The organism is Planococcus antarcticus DSM 14505 (assembly GCF_001687565.2).
In the GTDB taxonomy this organism is placed as follows: domain Bacteria; phylum Bacillota; class Bacilli; order Bacillales_A; family Planococcaceae; genus Planococcus; species Planococcus antarcticus.
This window is the reverse complement of the sequence record NZ_CP016534.2, coordinates 2,575,707-2,591,892: the sequence shown is the minus strand read 5'-3', so window position 1 is coordinate 2,591,892 and position 16,186 is coordinate 2,575,707. Positions and strand designations below refer to the sequence as shown.

At 40.9% G+C, this 16,186-nt stretch carries 15 protein-coding genes and 1 other annotated feature (1 of these 16 running past the window's edge); of the genes, 11 read left to right on the top strand and 4 right to left on the bottom strand.

Annotated features, from left to right (window positions below):
* Window positions 1-208 (bottom strand) — a binding site (T-box leader); it reaches 4 nt to the left of the window's first position.
* Window positions 209-252: 44 nt separating this feature from the next.
* On the bottom strand, window positions 253-603 hold the full coding sequence (locus BBH88_RS12965) for a DUF3899 domain-containing protein (protein ID WP_269147305.1): 351 nt from the start codon (window positions 601-603) through the stop codon (window positions 253-255).
* A gap of 235 nt (window positions 604-838) precedes the next feature.
* On the opposite strand from BBH88_RS12965, the gene BBH88_RS12960 reads away from it, so the two are divergent.
* The 10 genes from BBH88_RS12960 (at window position 839) to pepF (ending at window position 13,052) form a co-directional block, all read left to right on the top strand.
* On the top strand, window positions 839-2,536 hold the full coding sequence (locus BBH88_RS12960) for a peptide ABC transporter substrate-binding protein (RefSeq protein ID WP_006829735.1): 1,698 nt from the start codon (window positions 839-841) through the stop codon (window positions 2,534-2,536).
* A 189-nt stretch (window positions 2,537-2,725) separates the two neighbouring features.
* Window positions 2,726-3,661 carry an oligopeptide ABC transporter permease gene (gene opp3b / locus BBH88_RS12955; protein ID WP_006829734.1) on the top strand — a complete coding sequence of 312 codons (936 nt, stop codon included), beginning with the start codon at window positions 2,726-2,728 and terminating at the stop codon, window positions 3,659-3,661.
* Window positions 3,661-4,689, top strand: coding sequence for an oligopeptide ABC transporter permease (gene opp3C, locus BBH88_RS12950; RefSeq protein ID WP_006829733.1), 1,029 nt, complete (start codon window positions 3,661-3,663; stop codon window positions 4,687-4,689). Before opp3b ends, opp3C begins: the two co-directional genes overlap by 1 nt.
* 15 nt (window positions 4,690-4,704) lie before the next feature.
* The gene (locus tag BBH88_RS12945) at window positions 4,705-5,760 is read left to right on the top strand and encodes an ABC transporter ATP-binding protein (protein WP_006829732.1); all 1,056 of its coding nucleotides are present in this window, start codon (window positions 4,705-4,707) and stop codon (window positions 5,758-5,760) included.
* Window positions 5,760-6,698: an ABC transporter ATP-binding protein gene (locus tag BBH88_RS12940; protein ID WP_006829731.1), complete on the top strand. Its 939-nt coding sequence runs from the start codon at window positions 5,760-5,762 to the stop codon at window positions 6,696-6,698. Before BBH88_RS12945 ends, BBH88_RS12940 begins: the two co-directional genes overlap by 1 nt.
* Window positions 6,699-7,011: 313 nt before the next feature.
* Window positions 7,012-8,220 carry a putative glycoside hydrolase gene (locus BBH88_RS12935; protein WP_006829730.1) on the top strand — a complete coding sequence of 403 codons (1,209 nt, stop codon included), beginning with the start codon at window positions 7,012-7,014 and terminating at the stop codon, window positions 8,218-8,220.
* Window positions 8,221-8,724: 504 nt separating this feature from the next.
* On the top strand, window positions 8,725-9,120 hold the full coding sequence (gene spxA / locus BBH88_RS12930) for a transcriptional regulator SpxA (protein ID WP_006829729.1): 396 nt from the start codon (window positions 8,725-8,727) through the stop codon (window positions 9,118-9,120).
* A gap of 244 nt (window positions 9,121-9,364) precedes the next feature.
* Window positions 9,365-10,021 carry an adaptor protein MecA gene (gene mecA, locus BBH88_RS12925; protein WP_006829728.1) on the top strand — a complete coding sequence of 219 codons (657 nt, stop codon included), beginning with the start codon at window positions 9,365-9,367 and terminating at the stop codon, window positions 10,019-10,021.
* A 70-nt stretch (window positions 10,022-10,091) separates the two neighbouring features.
* Window positions 10,092-11,198, top strand: a complete 1,107-nt coding sequence (locus BBH88_RS12920; RefSeq protein WP_238323308.1) for a competence protein CoiA — start codon at window positions 10,092-10,094, stop codon at window positions 11,196-11,198.
* A gap of 45 nt (window positions 11,199-11,243) precedes the next feature.
* Complete coding sequence (gene pepF / locus BBH88_RS12915; protein WP_065536718.1) at window positions 11,244-13,052, top strand: oligoendopeptidase F; 1,809 nt, start codon at window positions 11,244-11,246, stop codon at window positions 13,050-13,052.
* Between the two features lie 476 nt (window positions 13,053-13,528).
* On the opposite strand, the gene BBH88_RS12910 is transcribed toward pepF, so the two are convergent.
* The 3 genes from BBH88_RS12910 to BBH88_RS12900 form a co-directional block, all read right to left on the bottom strand.
* Window positions 13,529-14,326, bottom strand: a complete 798-nt coding sequence (locus BBH88_RS12910) for a ClpXP adapter SpxH family protein (protein ID WP_006829725.1) — start codon at window positions 14,324-14,326, stop codon at window positions 13,529-13,531.
* On the bottom strand, window positions 14,323-14,721 hold the full coding sequence (locus tag BBH88_RS12905; RefSeq protein WP_006829724.1) for a globin domain-containing protein: 399 nt from the start codon (window positions 14,719-14,721) through the stop codon (window positions 14,323-14,325). Before BBH88_RS12905 ends, BBH88_RS12910 begins: the two co-directional genes overlap by 4 nt.
* A 103-nt stretch (window positions 14,722-14,824) precedes the next feature.
* The gene (locus BBH88_RS12900) at window positions 14,825-15,412 is read right to left on the bottom strand and encodes a CYTH domain-containing protein (protein WP_006829723.1); all 588 of its coding nucleotides are present in this window, start codon (window positions 15,410-15,412) and stop codon (window positions 14,825-14,827) included.
* A gap of 367 nt (window positions 15,413-15,779) precedes the next feature.
* On the opposite strand from BBH88_RS12900, the gene BBH88_RS12895 reads away from it, so the two are divergent.
* Entirely contained in the window at window positions 15,780-16,169 is a 390-nt protein-coding gene (locus BBH88_RS12895) for a UPF0738 family protein (RefSeq protein WP_006829722.1), read from the top strand.
* Window positions 16,170-16,186 lie beyond the last annotated feature (17 nt).

Here is a 16,186-nt window from a genome sequence, read left to right as displayed (position 1 = left end):
GGGACGAATGATGTGTTTTCCGCGGTACCACCCTAGTTGCCGTAAACGGCCACTTTTCTTCATAACGTGAAGAACACGGAACCGGCTACTGTTCATTCACCGGTTCAGCTCAAAAGTCCATTCAATGCAGCACTTCGTCTGTTTTCACCAACCACAGACTCTCTTTATAGAAGGAACTGCATTTACTTATCTTTTTCATCGCTCATTAATATATCTTATTATTATAATACATAAGCAATTTAAGAAGCAATACTAGAAACCGTAAATTACTAGACAAATCACCATTAACAGTAAGGTGACAGTTCCAGTAACAAGCAATAGAGAACTTGAAAATCCTAGTGCTTCGGAGGGTGGACGCATTTCATCATTTTCTAATGTGGTTTTTAACCTGAAGGCTTTTCTCATGCTAATCGTAAATATATCAAATACACCTGTCCGTACGACGAAAACCCACAAACCTAAAAACAGTAAAACTCCGCCATACATAAATGAGTTATTAATATATGACAGTAGCGAGAGATTTTCTTCTCGAAAAAATATAGTAGTAAAAATTAAGATTTGAATGATTCCTATGGAAAAAACAAATTTTTTCAAACTTTGCACCTCGATTCTTATCAATTGTAGAAGAAATATAAAAAAAAATCAAAAAAATCTTCATTTATCGTAGACGCCGAAAACGCTTACAAATCCAATATTCGTGCGGTGTCCTGTAATGTTAATGTAACGGAATTGTTACAAGAGTGTAAAAATTTCCAAAAAAAGTTCTGTACAAGAAAAAAATAATATGTATAATTAGCAGTGTACCAAAATTTTCAGAAAATTTAAGGGGGTCAATTTAGTGAAGAACAGCAAGATTTTTTGGCTATTAAGCCTAGTTTTAGTTCTAAGTGCTTTTCTAGCAGCATGTGGCGGTGGAGATACTGACACAGGGACTGATACTACAGACGACGCAGAAGGTACAGAAACAGCTGGGGATTTAGACTCAGAGCAAGTCCTTAACTTGATGGAAACTGCAGAAATTCCTACAATGGATATTTCTTTAGCTGAGGATGCGGTTGCGTTTAACATTTTCAACAATGTTAACGAAGGTTTATTCCGCTTAGATCAAGAAAATATTGCTAAACCAGCACTTGCTGATGGCGAACCTGAAGTCAGCGAAGATGGATTAACTTACACATTCAAATTGCGCGATTCTAACTGGTCAGATGGTACTCCAGTTACTGCCAACGATTTCGTTTACTCTTGGCAACGTTCAATTGATCCTGACACAGGTTCTCCATACGGAGCTTACATGATGGCTGGTTCAATTGTTAATGCTACTGAAATTGCTGCCGGCGAAATGGAAGTATCTGAACTTGGAGTGACTGCTGTAGACGATAACACTCTTGAAGTAAAACTTGAGCGTCCAGTACCTTACTTCATGTCACTAATGTCTTTCCCAACTTTCTATCCGCAGAACGAAGCTTTCGTAACTGAAAAAGGCGACGCTTATGCTTCTAACTCTGAAAACTTGATTTTTAACGGACCATTCACATTAACTGATTGGGACGGAACTGGTTTAACTTGGAAAATGCAAAAAAATCCTGAGTACTGGGATGCAGAAACAGTTAAACTTGAAACAATCAACGTAGACGTAGTAAAAGAACCTGCTACTGCGGTTAACCTTTACAACTCTGGTGAAAAAGACCGCGCTGGTTTGAGCGGAGAATTTGCTAGACAATATGCAAACGACGAAAACCTGATTACTGATTTGGAGCCAACAGTTTTCTACTTCAAACTTAACCAAGAACGTAACGGTGAAGAAAATGCACTTTCGAACGTTAACATTCGTAAAGCAATTGCAAAAGGCTTTAATAAACAAGATCTAGTTGACGTAGTTTTGGCTAACGGTTCATTGCCTGCCAACTACTTGGTACCAACTGAATTCACTATCGATGAAAGCAATGCCGATTTCCGCGAAGTCAATGGAGATCTAATCGAATTTGACGCTGAGGAAGCAGCAGAATTATTTGCTACTGGCCTTGAAGAACTAGGAGTAGAAGAAGTTACGCTTGAAATCCTAGGCGGCGACACTGAAACTGCTAAAAACATGGATGCATACTTGAAAGAACAACTTGAAACGAATCTTGAAGGCTTGACGATCAACCTTAAAGCTGTTCCTTTCGGAGTTCGCTTAGAGCTTGACGAATCACAGGATTATGATATCCAAACTGCTGGATGGGGACCAGATTACCAAGATCCTATGACATTCATCGACTTGTTTGTTACTGGATCTGCACAAAACAAAATGTCTTACTCTAACCCAGAGTATGATGCTTTAGTTGAATCAGCTAAAGGTGAATTGGCAACAGACCCTGCAGCACGTTGGGAAGCAATGGCACAGGCTGAAAAAATCCTTTTGGAAGATGACGCTGCAATCGCGCCAATCTATCAGCGTGGAGCAATGGCTCTTCAACAACCTTATGTTAACGACATTATCAAACATACATTTGGTGGAGACTTCTCTTACAAATGGGCATACATTTCGGGCAAATAATAATTTAATCCCGCTACTGTGAAAACAAAATAGAAAGAGAGTATATCGCATTTATGGATCGATATACTCTCTTTTCTAATGCTGAGTAATTGACGGAAAATTAACACTTTTTCGCTAAATAATGAATGCTGCAAGTCTGCATTTTCGATATGTTGGATTTGTTAAATAGAATCATTTTGGAGGTGCACTATGGCGAAGTATATTGGCAAGCGTTTAATTTATATGGTGATCACTTTAGCACTGATCGCTACTTTTACTTTTTTCTTAATAAAAGTTTTACCAGGGTCCCCCGTCGCTTCCGCAGATAAATTATCTCCAGAACAAAGGGCAGTCGTAGAAGCCAGATATGGATTGGATAAACCACTTCCGGTTCAGTATTTTGATTACATGTTTGGGCTATTACAAGGTGATTTAGGAATTTCCATTAACCAGTTTAAAGGAGCGGAAGTTACAGATGTCATTTTAAGCCGAATGGGTCCTTCAGCTCAAATAGGTTTTCAGGGAATGGTTTTGGGAACCGTTTTGGGAATTTTGTTGGGAATGATTGCAGCTCTAAGGCAAAACACATGGATTGACTACACCAGCACATTTGTAGCGATTGTCGGAATATCGATTCCTTCTTTCGTCTTTGCTTCACTGCTGCAATATTGGTTCGGATTAAAATGGGATTTGTTCCCGGTAGCTTTATGGAAGGATGGCTTCATGTCCAGCGTCCTGCCATCTGTTGCGCTAGCAATGTTCCCACTCGCTACGGCAGCACGTTTCATCCGTACTGAAATGATTGAAGTTCTTGGTTCGGATTATATTACACTAGCGAAAGCTAAAGGTGCCAGTGGATCAGAAATCGCATTCAAACATGCATTCCGGAACGCATTAATCCCGTTAATTACGGTTTTAGGACCGATGGCTGTAGCTATTCTTACAGGATCACTCGTTGTCGAACAGATTTTCGCAATTCCAGGCATCGGGGAACAGTTTGTTAAATCGATTATCGTCAGCGATTTCTCCATCATTATGGGAACCACTATTTTCTTCTCAGTATTTCTGATTGTGATTATCTTGCTGGTAGACATTTTGTATGGTGTCATTGATCCCCGTATCCGTCTTTCAGGAGGTAAAAGTTAATGACTCAGAAAATTGATAAAATTCCAGAATTGCCAAAAGGTTCGTTTGAGCGGATTACATTGGATTCTCAGCAGGCTGAACGTATCACAAAACCAAGTGTCAGCTTTTGGCAAGATGCCTGGTATCGCATCCGTAAAAACAAAGGTGCGTTGTTTAGCATGATCCTATTTGGCTTGATCGTTATCATGGCATTTTTAGGACCGGTCATCAGTCCGTACGAACCAAACGATCAAACCATCACTCATGCAAATCTGCCGCCAAAAATTCCAGTCATTGAGAACTTGGGAATTCTTAATGGTGTCGGTACTTTGGCTGGTGAAGAAGTTGACTTATATGAGATGAAAAATGTTGAAGTCAACTATTGGTTCGGGACAGATGGACTTGGACGCGATATGTTCTCGCGTGTCTGGAAAGGGACTCAAGTATCTTTATTTATTGCCTTCGTTGCGGCAGCAATTGATATGCTAATTGGGGTCATTTACGGAGGAGTTTCAGGATACTTCGGCGGACGTATTGATGACTTTATGCAGCGGATCGTTGAAATTTTAACAGGAATTCCAAACCTGGTTGTGGTAATCCTCTTTATCTTAATTATGGACCCAGGGATACTAGCCATTATCATCGCTTTGACCATCACCGGATGGACGGGAATGTCCCGAGTCGTTCGTGGACAAGTCCTCAAATATAAGAGCCAGGAATTCGTTTTGGCTGCCCGTACCTTAGGTGCGAGCGATAGCCGCATTATCTGGAAGCATTTAATGCCGAACGTTTTAGGGGTAATCATCATCAATACGATGTTCACCATCCCAAGTGCTATTTTCTTTGAAGCTTTCCTAAGCTTTATCGGACTTGGACTTCAGGCGCCGGATGCTTCGCTCGGAACCTTGATTAACGACGGTTATGCGTTAATTCAATTTGCACCGCATATTCTAGCATTCCCGGCCGTCTTGTTGAGCTTAATTATGATTGCATTTAACTTGATCGGTGATGGACTTCGTGATGCCCTCGATCCGAAGATGAAAGATTAAGGAGGAAAGTTAATAATGGAGAAAATTTTACAAGTAAAAGACCTTGAACTTTCCTTTAACACCCAAGGCGGGGAAGTTAAAGCGATACGTGGGGTCAACTTTGATCTATATAAAGGTGAAACTTTAGCAATCGTAGGAGAGTCGGGTTCAGGGAAATCTGTTACGACAAAATCCATTATGCGTTTACTGCCAGAACAATCGGCAGAATTTAAAAGTGGTGAAATTTTATTTGGTGGTCGAGATTTGACAAAATTGAGTGATCGGGAGATGCAGAAAATCCGAGGAAAAGAAATTTCAATGATTTTCCAAGATCCGATGACTTCCTTAAACCCAACGATGCCGATTGGCCGGCAATTGACAGAACCTTTGCTGAAGCACCAGAAAATTAGCAAAGGCGAAGCGAAAAAAGTAGCAATCGACTTGTTGCGTCTAGTCGGTATGCCAAAACCTGAATTGCGGATGAAACAATACCCTCACCAATTTTCAGGCGGACAGCGCCAACGGATCGTTATCGCCATATCACTGGCATGCAATCCGAAAATCTTGATTGCAGATGAGCCTACAACTGCTCTTGATGTAACAATTCAAGCGCAAATTTTGGAATTGATGAAAGACTTACAGAAAAAAATCGATACATCTATTATTTTCATCACACACGATCTTGGTGTTGTGGCGAACGTAGCAGATCGTGTAGCTGTTATGTACGGTGGGAAAATTGTTGAAATCGGTACGGTTGATGAAATTTTCTATAATCCGCAACATCCTTATACATGGGGCTTATTGAGCTCGATGCCATCATTGGACACTGAAGATGCAAAATTATATGCAATCCCAGGAACACCACCTGATTTATTGGATCCACCGAAGGGAGATGCCTTTGCTCTTCGAAGTGAGTATGCACTGAAAATCGATATGGAACAAAATCCTCCATTCTTTAAAGTCAGTGATACACATTCAGCTGCAACATGGTTGTTGCATCCGGATGCGCCTCAGGTAGAACCGCCTTTAACTGTTATTGAACGCATGAAAAAATTCCCAGGAAGCAGATATTATGAAGGGGGCGCGGTGTAATGGCTGAGAAATTACTCGAAATTAAAAACCTAAAACAATATTTCAATATCGGTAAAGCGAATGAAGTCCGCGCGGTAGATGATATCAGCTTTGATATTTACAGGGGAGAAACTTTGGGGTTAGTTGGCGAATCAGGTTGTGGAAAATCCACAACTGGACGCTCCATTATTCGTTTATATGATGCAACGGATGGCGATGTTTTCTATGAAGGCGAAAATGTTCACGGCAAGAAATCAAAGCAGGACTTGAAAAAATTCAACCGTAAAATGCAGATGATCTTTCAAGATCCGTATGCTTCGTTAAACCAGCGTATGAAAGTAATGGATATTATTGCTGAAGGTATCGATATCCATGGCTTAGCAAAAAACCAGACTGAACGTAAACAGATGGTCTATGATTTACTCGAGACAGTTGGGTTGAACAAAGAGCACGCCAACCGCTACCCGCATGAGTTCTCCGGCGGACAGCGGCAGCGTCTTGGCATCGCTCGTGCTTTAGCTGTAGAACCAGATTTTATCATTGCGGATGAGCCGATCTCTGCATTGGATGTTTCTATCCAGGCACAGGTTGTTAACCTATTGAAGGAACTTCAAGAGGAAAAAGGATTGACTTTCCTGTTTATCGCCCATGATCTATCAATGGTTAAATACATTTCAGATCGCATCGGTGTTATGTATTTTGGCAAATTAGTGGAGCTTGCACCTGCTGAAGAGCTATACAATAACCCGTTGCATCCATATACACAATCTTTATTGTCGGCGATTCCACTGCCAGATCCAAACTATGAGCGCAACCGGATCCGTAAATCCTACGATCCGGCAGTACACGACTATACAAAAGCTGATGATGTTCGCATGAGAGAAATCAGCCCTGGCCATTTTGTACAATGTTCAGAACGCGAACTAGAATCGATCAAAGCGGCTTCAGTGACCCTTTAATAGCAGAACGATGTCCTCTGGGACATCGTTTTTTTGATGGCTAGCATCCTTCTTTCTGCGCCGGAGGCTATGTTTACAGTGTCCATGGTGTTTCTTTCGAGAATGGCCCATGTATCGACAATTTTCTTATTTCAATTAGTCAAATAAATGATAGAATGGAAGAACAATGGATATAAGGGAGCTTTGATTGATAAAGATTCTTCAACCCTGGTTGATTGCTAGGAAATCCAATTGAACTTTTGCGATGTAGAGTCTCCGCTTGGAGAAATGAATGTTTTGTTGACCGCAAAAGCAAGTTAAAGGGGTGCAGAGGATGGCAAAATCTTGGAAATGGCTGGCAATTTTTGCAGCAAGTATCAATATAGCAAGTGCAGGCAACGTATACGCTGCTGAGGAAGACAAGGCTCCAGATTTTACACCACGAGCTTACCATACCGTTGAAATGGACTCACGGGTACTGGCAACATCGAAGCTATATAAGTTTGATTCAGGGTTGGAATTTGCCTATCCGGATGCTGTCCGCGGAATTTTCGTAACAGCCAATTCTGCTGGAGGAGAACGGTTTGACTCGTTGATTAACCTGGTCGATGAAACAGATTTAAATACTATGGTCATTGACATAAAAGAAGATATTGGCCACTTGACATACATACCTGAAGAAAGTTCCGCCTTGGCAGAGCTTGGAATGGGAAAAGCTTTAATAAAGGATCCGAGAGCAATGCTGGAACGATTAGAGGATAAAGAAATTTACCCGATTGCCCGTGTTGTTGTTTTTAAAGATACAGTTCTGGCGGAAAGCAAGCCGGAACTAACATTCATGGATGGTGATCAGGTCTGGAAAAATAACCGCGGAGAATCATTCGTTAATCCGTTTCTCCAGGAGGTATGGGATCATAACGTCCAGATTGCTATCGAAGCGGCTAAACTAGGGTTTAAAGAAATTCAATTCGATTATGTCCGGTTCCCCGAAGGATTTGAAAACCGTGCTGATGATTTAAGCTATTCACTTGGCGACTATGCAGATTCTGAAGTTGATCCTGTACAGAGAAGAGTCGAAGCAGTCACTGATTTTGTTGCTTATGCAAGAGAGCAATTAGAGCCTTACGGAGTTGAAGTGTCGGTAGACATTTTCGGTTATGCTGCAACTTTAAAGGAAGCACCAGGCATCGGACAAAATTTCTCAAAGATCTCCGGGAATGTGGATGTCATTTCATCTATGATTTATCCTAGTCATTGGACCTCTTATTTTGGGATCGCCAAACCGGATCTTGAACCTTACCAGCTGGTGGCTGAGTATGCCAAGGTGGAAAACCAAGTACTATCCACTTTGGACAATCCACCTGTCTCACGACCGTGGCTACAGGACTTCACAGCGAGTTACCTTGGGAGCGGCAACTACATGAGATACGGCAAAACGGAGGTAGAAGCTCAAATCAAAGCCTTGAATGATAATGGAATTGATGAATTCCTTCTTTGGAACGCGAGCAATTCCTATTCACCAGGCGTGGATTATACACCTTGACCTTTCGTGGAGAAATCGGTCTTAGGATTAAAAATAGTTTTTCCACATGCACAAAAGGGGTCTTCAAATAAATCGCTTAGCGCTAACCTCAAAACGGATCTTGTTAGTAGAAAGTGCAAGGCGATCTGTTCGGTCAAAACGATTTGTTCAGTATGTATTTGTGGTTTGTATGAAACTATTTTCTTTTTGAAACGTAATATATATGTAAAGGATTTATGTATAGGATTTTCAAAAGGAAGCTGTAACTGAGAATAAATAAATCCAGTTTGGAAGTTTACGACAAAAGAAAAAGGGGTAAATTAAGTTATATAGTCATGAAAGTATAAAGAATATATAGCTATTTTGTGACAAAAAGGGTAGTTTTTATTTTTTTTCTTGATAAATACTATTAAAACTCCTAGATACATTGTATAATGAATGTAGAGCCTCTAAACTATAATGATTCTAATTTGAAAAATGAATTACACTAATTTTCAAGAATCCGAAAGGAAGTGCTCCATTATGATGGTTACATTATTCACTTCTCCGAGCTGTACATCTTGCAGAAAAGCAAAAGCTTGGCTTGAGGAACACGAGATCCCGTATACAGAACGCAATATTTTTTCTGAACCTTTGACAATCAGTGAAATTAAAGAAATTTTACGCATGACTGAAGACGGCACAGATGAAATCATCTCTACCCGTTCTAAGATATTTCAAAAATTGAATGTAGATGTTGAGAGTTTACCGCTTCAGCGCCTATATGAGTTAATTCAAGAGCATCCAGGACTGTTGCGTCGCCCGATCATTATGGACGAGAAACGCCTGCAGGTTGGCTACAATGAAGATGAAATCCGTCGATTCCTACCACGTAAAGTTAGAGCTTATCAATTGCTCGAAGCTCAACGAATGGTGAACTAACAATAAGCACATCAGCTGTCCGGTCTTTATGGTATTTCATAAGAGATCTGGGACAGCTTTTCTTTATTTTAAATTAGTTGCAAAAATCAGTTGAGTAGATTAAACTCTATGTACTTGAAACTTGTCTTTGGGTATAGGCATAAACTTTTTCTTTGTCCGTGAAAAAAGTTATACTTGTGAAAAGAAACATAGCACGGCTCTGAGGAATGTTCTCTTAGTCCAAACCGTAAAGGAGAGGTGTAAAATGGAAATAGAACGTATCAACGACAACACAGTTAAATTTTACATTTCCTATCTCGACGTTGAAGAGCGAGGGTTTAGCCGTGACGAAATCTGGTTTAACAGAGATAAGAGCGAAGAGCTTTTTTGGGAAATGATGGATGAAGTCAATGAAGAAGCAGATTTCGTAATGGAAGGTCCGCTTTGGATCCAAGTCCAGGCTATGGACAAAGGTCTTGAAGTTACTGTCACACGTGCTCAATTAACTAAAGATGGGCAGAAGCTTGATATGCCTGATGATATAGAAGAACGTCGTAAAATGTTTGCAAGTGAAGACGCGGCCACTCCGGAATTTGATGAGTTCGAACCGGTTTTCGATGAACCTGATATTAAGAAACTTGAATATACGTTTGTTTTCTCTGAAGTGGAAGAATTGTTGCCGATTGCGCGCCGGTTGATGTATGTTCCAATCGAATCCGCAGTTTATCATTTCGACAACAAGTATTACCTTTATACAAATTTTGATGAAATCCTTCATTCAGAAGAAGATATTAAAAATAATGTCAGCATCATCTCAGAATATTTGCGCACATCACCGGTAACGGTGCACCGTCTTGAGGAATACGGAAAACCAATTTTCAAAAAAGACGCGCTCTCAAACGTACTTCATTATTTTGGCTAAGATCTCCTTCCGAGGAGGTCTTTTTTTATTGCCAAAGTCACTCTCGTTCCATAAACTAGAAGAAAGGAGAGTGATTACTATATTAGTGGCCAAAACTAGACAACAGGAATTGTTCTATTTGACCGGAAAACATGCTCGGGCAGAACTTAAGGAGATTCGTTTGCGGGAGAAATTCTTCTGTCCTTCCTGCAAGGCGCCGCTGCTTTTGAAAATCGGAGAAATTAATATCCCTCATTTTGCGCACCAAACTCGTTCAGACTGCGATCATTTCAGTGAACCTGAATCCTCTCTACATCTTCAAGGAAAACTTCTTCTATATCAATTCTTTCAACGGTTAGACTTAAAAGTCGAATTAGAAAGCTATATTCCTCAAATCCGTCAGCGTGCGGACCTTTTGGTCAATGGGCAGTTTGCGATTGAATTTCAATGTAGCACAATACCAGTCCCACTACTTAAACAGCGGTCAGAAGGTTATCGCAAGCTGAATATACGTGCCATTTGGATAAAAGGCTTAAAAGCGCCTTGTCGTGAAGAAATTGGGATGTTGCATCTAAAGACACATGAAGTAGAGATGAGAAGAAGTACTGAGCAAGTTTCTTTTCTTCTTTTGTTTTATCCACCAAGTAATCGATTTTATTATCATTCAAATTTGTTTTATGTGAGTACGAATCGTTGGGTGGGGAAAACCAAATCGATTGGGACGAACAAACAGGTTTTTCCTTTCGCTGTACCAAAAGCACTGACAAAAGAGGAATTTAATGTGGTGTTGGGAATTTTTCGGAATGCCAGACAGCAATACATCCGAAGTCAGCTGTATTTCGACAACCGGATAAAAAGTTTATATTGTCGCCTATGCTATGAACTGCGTCTGGATATGACGAATTTGCCGGCTTGGTTTGGGATTCCTATACTCGGTGCTGAATGTTTGAAGCAGCCTGCGGTATTGTGGCAATTACAGGCAGTTGCTGGCTGGGAGAAAGGTATTTCGGTGGATATGCTGATTGCTTCCGGAAAATTGGTGTTATCCAATCCTGCCCGAGCAACTCAAGCGACAGTACTGGTGTCAGATTACCTGGCCTTATATCTGATTTCGAAGGATCATTCTTCGAAAGATTTCAAACTTTTGGATATCGCCTATGATAACTATTGCAAAAGCTTGCGAAAATTGAGAAAATAAGATGTAGTTCGTTTCCCGAAAGAACGGGACAGAGGAGGAAATTAAATGGTGAACAAAGTATTGGCAAGAGAAGAAGTTCCGACAGAACTAACGTGGAAATTGGAAGATATATTTGAAACCGATGCATTTTGGGAAAAAGAGTTTGTCGAAGTTGCAGCTATCGGAGACAAAGCAGAGTCGTATCAAGGAAAACTACAGGAAAGCGCTGAATCCCTTTACGAAGTGCTGGTTTACAAAGATGAATTGACCGAGCGCCTAAGACGCCTTTATACGTATTCGCATATGCGCTACGATCAAGATACGACAAACTCGAAATACCAGGCGATGGATAGCCGTGTGAAATCTTTATTTGCAAAGGTATCGGCTGGCTTGTCGTTTCTGACGCCTGAAATTTTGGCTTTGGAGGAATCTGTATTAAACGGCTATGTGGAAAGCCATGAAGGTCTCAGTTTATACAAGCAAGCGCTTGAGGAATTGAATGCGCTCCGTCCGCACGTGTTGCCCGCAGAGCAGGAATCCCTGCTGGCGCAGATGTCCGAAGTAAGCCGAGCGTCTTCAGAAACTTTCGGTATGCTGAACAATGCAGATTTAGAGTTTCCGGAAATAGAAGATGAGTCGGGTGAAAAAGTACAGATTACGCATGGCAATTATATCCGATTTCTGGAAAGCAAGGATCGCCGCGTGCGTGAGGATGCATTTAAAGCAGTTTATGCAACCTATGGCAAGTTTCGTAATACATTCGCTTCAACGCTATCCGGCAACATCAAGCGTGATAATGTTGATGCAAGAATTCGTAAATTTGAATCGGCGCGCCAGGCAGCATTAGCTGACGATCATATTCCGGAAGCGGTATACGATAACCTAGTGGAGACCGTCAACAACAATCTGCATCTTTTACACCGCTACGCAGCACTGCGCAAGGAAGTACTTGGAATCGACAAAGTTCATATGTGGGACATGCATACACCTTTGGTCAAAGAAGTAAAAATGGAAATTCCGTATGAAAGAGCTATAGAACTTATGCTTAAAGGGCTTGGAGCACTTGGTGAGGAATACGTAGGCATTGTCAAAGAAGGCATCGATAATCGCTGGGTAGACGTGAAAGAGAACAAAGGAAAGCGCAGCGGGGCATATTCATCGGGCGCCTATGGAACTAATCCCTATATCCTGATGAACTGGCAGGACAATGTAGACAATCTATTTACTTTGGCGCACGAATTCGGACACAGTGTCCACAGCTACTATACCCGCGCCAATCAGCCATACGTCTACGGAGATTATTCGATTTTTGTAGCAGAAGTGGCTTCGACGACCAATGAAGCATTACTAAACGAATACATGGTAAATTCTACACAAGATGACCAGGAGCGTATTTACCTGCTGAACCACTGGCTTGATGGATTCCGTGGAACGGTATTCCGCCAGACGATGTTTGCCGAGTTCGAACACTTGATTCACAAAATGGACCAAGACGGTGAAGCATTGACTGCAGATCGCTTAACAGAAGTCTATTATGAGCTAAATCAAAAATATTACGGACCTGACGTCGCGGCTGACGAAGAAATTGGTATGGAGTGGGCACGTATTCCACACTTTTACTATAATTATTATGTCTTCCAATACGCTACAGGCTTTAGCGCAGCTACAGCATTAAGTAAAGTGATTTTGGAAGAAGGACAACCAGCAGTCGATCGTTACATCAATGAATTCCTCAAGGCAGGAAGCTCAGATTATCCAATAGAAGTGCTGAAAAAAGCCGGTGTTGACATGACCCAATCAAAAGCTGTTAAAGAAGCTTGCATGGTGTTCGAACAAAAATTAAACGAACTCGAAAAATTATTGCTGAATAAATAAAGCATAAAAAGAAGCAGCCTTAATGGGGTTGCTTCTTTTTTATATTATTTTTAAATAACGATTAGATGGATAAAAAATTTCATTCTGACTACAAATATGACAAGTTTGTGAAACTGCTTGTGAAATATTGATTTAACTATTATTCCGTGATAAGATAATCTTGTGAAATAAATCACATACAAACATACACCCCTTTGTTTGAGCGTGAATATTTCTCCCATCCCCTTTGTGTAATATAGAAAGACGCCTTCCGGACGTGGAAGGCGTCTTTTACTTTGTCTACAATGTGAGTAGCTATGCTGAGGTCTTTTTTTGCCAGTTAATTGGATATACTTTCTGATTGCATCTAAATACTTTCTGTTTGAGGCAGAATACTTTCCGAAAGAGATCAAATACTTTCTGGAGATCTCCAAATACTTTCTCAAGCCACTTATACGCCTAAAAAAATAACCTGTCTCCCGTAATTGGGAGACAGGTTATTTTACTTTCCATAAGGTTTCTTTTGGCATGCAGATGCGTTCGAGTTTTTGTTGCAGAACCTGCTTTTTCAGTTCGCATTCTGCTGTTTGTTCGGAAATATTGTATATAGAAGCAATTTCTTTAGTTGCCATAGTTGAATATTTGGTAAAGAGATCGTCCAAGGATGGCGGGGTTTGCCGATTCAGGCTTTCTTCTCCCAGCATTTCCTGTAAAATTGTTTGATAAACATCATATGAATAAAGTCCGGATACTTTGACGCCTTCGTCTTCAATACATTCATTGAAAAAGACAATACTTGGCACTTCGTTGATTTCCATCTCGCGTGTGATCTGTAAATCGCATTGGAACGCTTTTGCGGTATGTACAGAATGGAAATCCAATTTGAATTCTTCTTGATCTAGTTCTGCTTCTTCCGCTATTTCCAGTAAGACGCTGTAAGAAGAGACATCTTTCGATTGAAGAAACAGGTGCTCCTGTAATTTGTGAAGGAAGCGGTTCCCAGAACGTTTTCCCTGGAGTTCTGCAGCCTTGATCGCTACAGAAGGCAAGACGGGATGGGTTAAGTTATCCGTGTCAATATTTGATGAAGGTGTTGTTTTATTTAAGTTAAATAATTGCGTACTCAACACAATGCGCATGGAAAAATAATGACCGTATTCAATCTGTAATTTTCGGATAATCCCCTGAAGTTCCCAACACTCTGAGTTCAAAGGATCTACGAAAACATACAATTCCATTGGTTTAAAGGAATTCGCAGGCTCACGAGTTTCCTGAGCCAAGTCTAGGTTGCTCACTCCAACTCCTCCTCACTATCAGACTCATTGATCATATGATGTGCAGTTAAAACAAGTCGGTTGTATAAGGTTTCACGGAACATTCCATTCAGTCCCACTTCATCCATTGCCTCGCTCATACACTCCAACCAAGCTTGAGCTCTAGTAGGTGTGATGGCAAACGGGTTATGTCTTGCCTTTAGTCTCGGGTGTCCATGTTCTTCTGAATAAAGATTCGGTCCACCTAGGTATTGGGTTAAAAATTGTTTTTGTTTACGGGCGGTTTCTGAAAGATCATTTGGAAAAATGGGCTGCAGCTTTGGATGTGCCCCTACGCGAGCATAAAATGCATCGACTAACTGTGACAATGTTTCCGCACCAATCTCTTCGTACGGAATAATCGGTTTTCCAGTCATCATCGTGTCTCCTTTGCTTTAGCTATCATTTCATTCTAACAACGCAGCACAAATATCTCAAATAAATCGATTGAAATGCTGGTAGAATTTAGGTTTAAAAATGCTATTCTGCAGATCGAGCAGAAGCTGAGTCCATAAAGCGTGCGATTTTCTTGTTAGCCGGACGTTCAGGTATCTCTCGCTGCTGCAGAAAAGCTAGGAAGCGTTCATGGCCTGCAGTAGCATCTGTTACTTCGAATTCTACTTCGAAATCTTCCTGGCCGTTATACTCGGAATGGTCGATTACTAACAAGCCTTCCAAGTGGTCGAATTCCACACGGTGCGTGGTCAATGTGCCAATCGCTTTCAAATCTGCAACCGATACATCAAGTTTTTGCATAGCATCTGATACTTCAGCAGCTTCAAAGGTTTTTAATTCGAGCATGCGGCCTGCTTGCTCTTTGGTCAATTGATCGGTAATTTCGTAATATCCGATAGCTGCAGGAGTTTTCAGCGTGCACTCGAAGTGGTCGTTTTTATTTCGGATGCGCAGAGCGCTGCGCTGTTTTTTCAATTGAAAATCACTAGTATCAAAATAATGATTGTGCTGTGTGACAGGGCCGTTGTGAAAAACAGCGAAGTCTTTTAGCAAGCGTCTGTATTCTTCTTTGGTCAGCATGTTTTTAAATTCGATTTCAAGTTCTTTTGTCATGTCGAACACCTCTTCATATTAGTTAAACTAAAGACTTTATCTGTTATATATCGATTCGGCCTTTTGCGCTATGGTTTCCGCAAAGAGTTAAAAAAAGAACGCCAGTTTACGTGCTTGACTCATTTTATGGACGTGCCTTCACAAAAAAATAATGAATTTAGAGAGAAGCCTCCATTTTCCACTGTTTACATAATGACATGGGGCAAGTCCGTAGCAAAGCGCAGCTGTTTTGCAGAATAGTAACTAATGAAAATCGTTGGTCCAACTTATTCATAACTTCATTATCGGATAGTTCCGTGCAAACTGCAACGAATGACAGAGCTGTGTTAAAATATCATTATTAAGAAGCTAGAAAGGAAGGATCAATTTGCATAAATTAGTGGCGATAAACCGAACCGAGATTACTGAAAACAAAATTGAATTTTTCATCGAAGAAACCGAACCGGCTGAAGCAATTGAAGCGTCGGGGCAAATGCTGACAGATTCCGACAATCAAGCGTTTGTCTATTTGCTGGATACGGGTACAGACTATATATACGTTCAGTTTGATGTACATACATGGCCAGCCCTAACCAAAGCGCTGCAGCAAGAAAAAGTTCCGCTCCTGACTTGGGGTAAACAAGTCATGCCGCTGGCAAATTTCCATGAAGAGCTGTGGATGCTGGTAGAAAATATAGAGGGCAACGACAACTACGGGGAAGCTTTCCGTACTGCTGTAGAACAGTCATTTCATGAGGCACTTGCTTCACGATCTTAAAAGAAGTGAGGAGGACC

Bases quoted from the DNA above. Each gene is read 5' to 3' on its own strand.
- pepF (WP_065536718.1), top strand. From the start codon at position 11,244: ATGGTGAACAAAGTATTGGCAAGAGAAGAAGTTCCGACAGAACTAACG.
- BBH88_RS12905 (WP_006829724.1), bottom strand. From the start codon at position 14,721: ATGACTGGAAAACCGATTATTCCGTACGAAGAGATTGGTGCGGAAACA.
- BBH88_RS12935 (WP_006829730.1), top strand. From the start codon at position 7,012: ATGGCAAAATCTTGGAAATGGCTGGCAATTTTTGCAGCAAGTATCAAT.
- BBH88_RS12940 (WP_006829731.1), top strand. From the start codon at position 5,760: ATGGCTGAGAAATTACTCGAAATTAAAAACCTAAAACAATATTTCAAT.
- opp3b (WP_006829734.1), top strand. From the start codon at position 2,726: ATGGCGAAGTATATTGGCAAGCGTTTAATTTATATGGTGATCACTTTA.
- spxA (WP_006829729.1), top strand. From the start codon at position 8,725: ATGGTTACATTATTCACTTCTCCGAGCTGTACATCTTGCAGAAAAGCA.
- mecA (WP_006829728.1), top strand. From the start codon at position 9,365: ATGGAAATAGAACGTATCAACGACAACACAGTTAAATTTTACATTTCC.
- opp3C (WP_006829733.1), top strand. From the start codon at position 3,661: ATGACTCAGAAAATTGATAAAATTCCAGAATTGCCAAAAGGTTCGTTT.
- BBH88_RS12945 (WP_006829732.1), top strand. From the start codon at position 4,705: ATGGAGAAAATTTTACAAGTAAAAGACCTTGAACTTTCCTTTAACACC.
- BBH88_RS12900 (WP_006829723.1), bottom strand. From the start codon at position 15,412: ATGACAAAAGAACTTGAAATCGAATTTAAAAACATGCTGACCAAAGAA.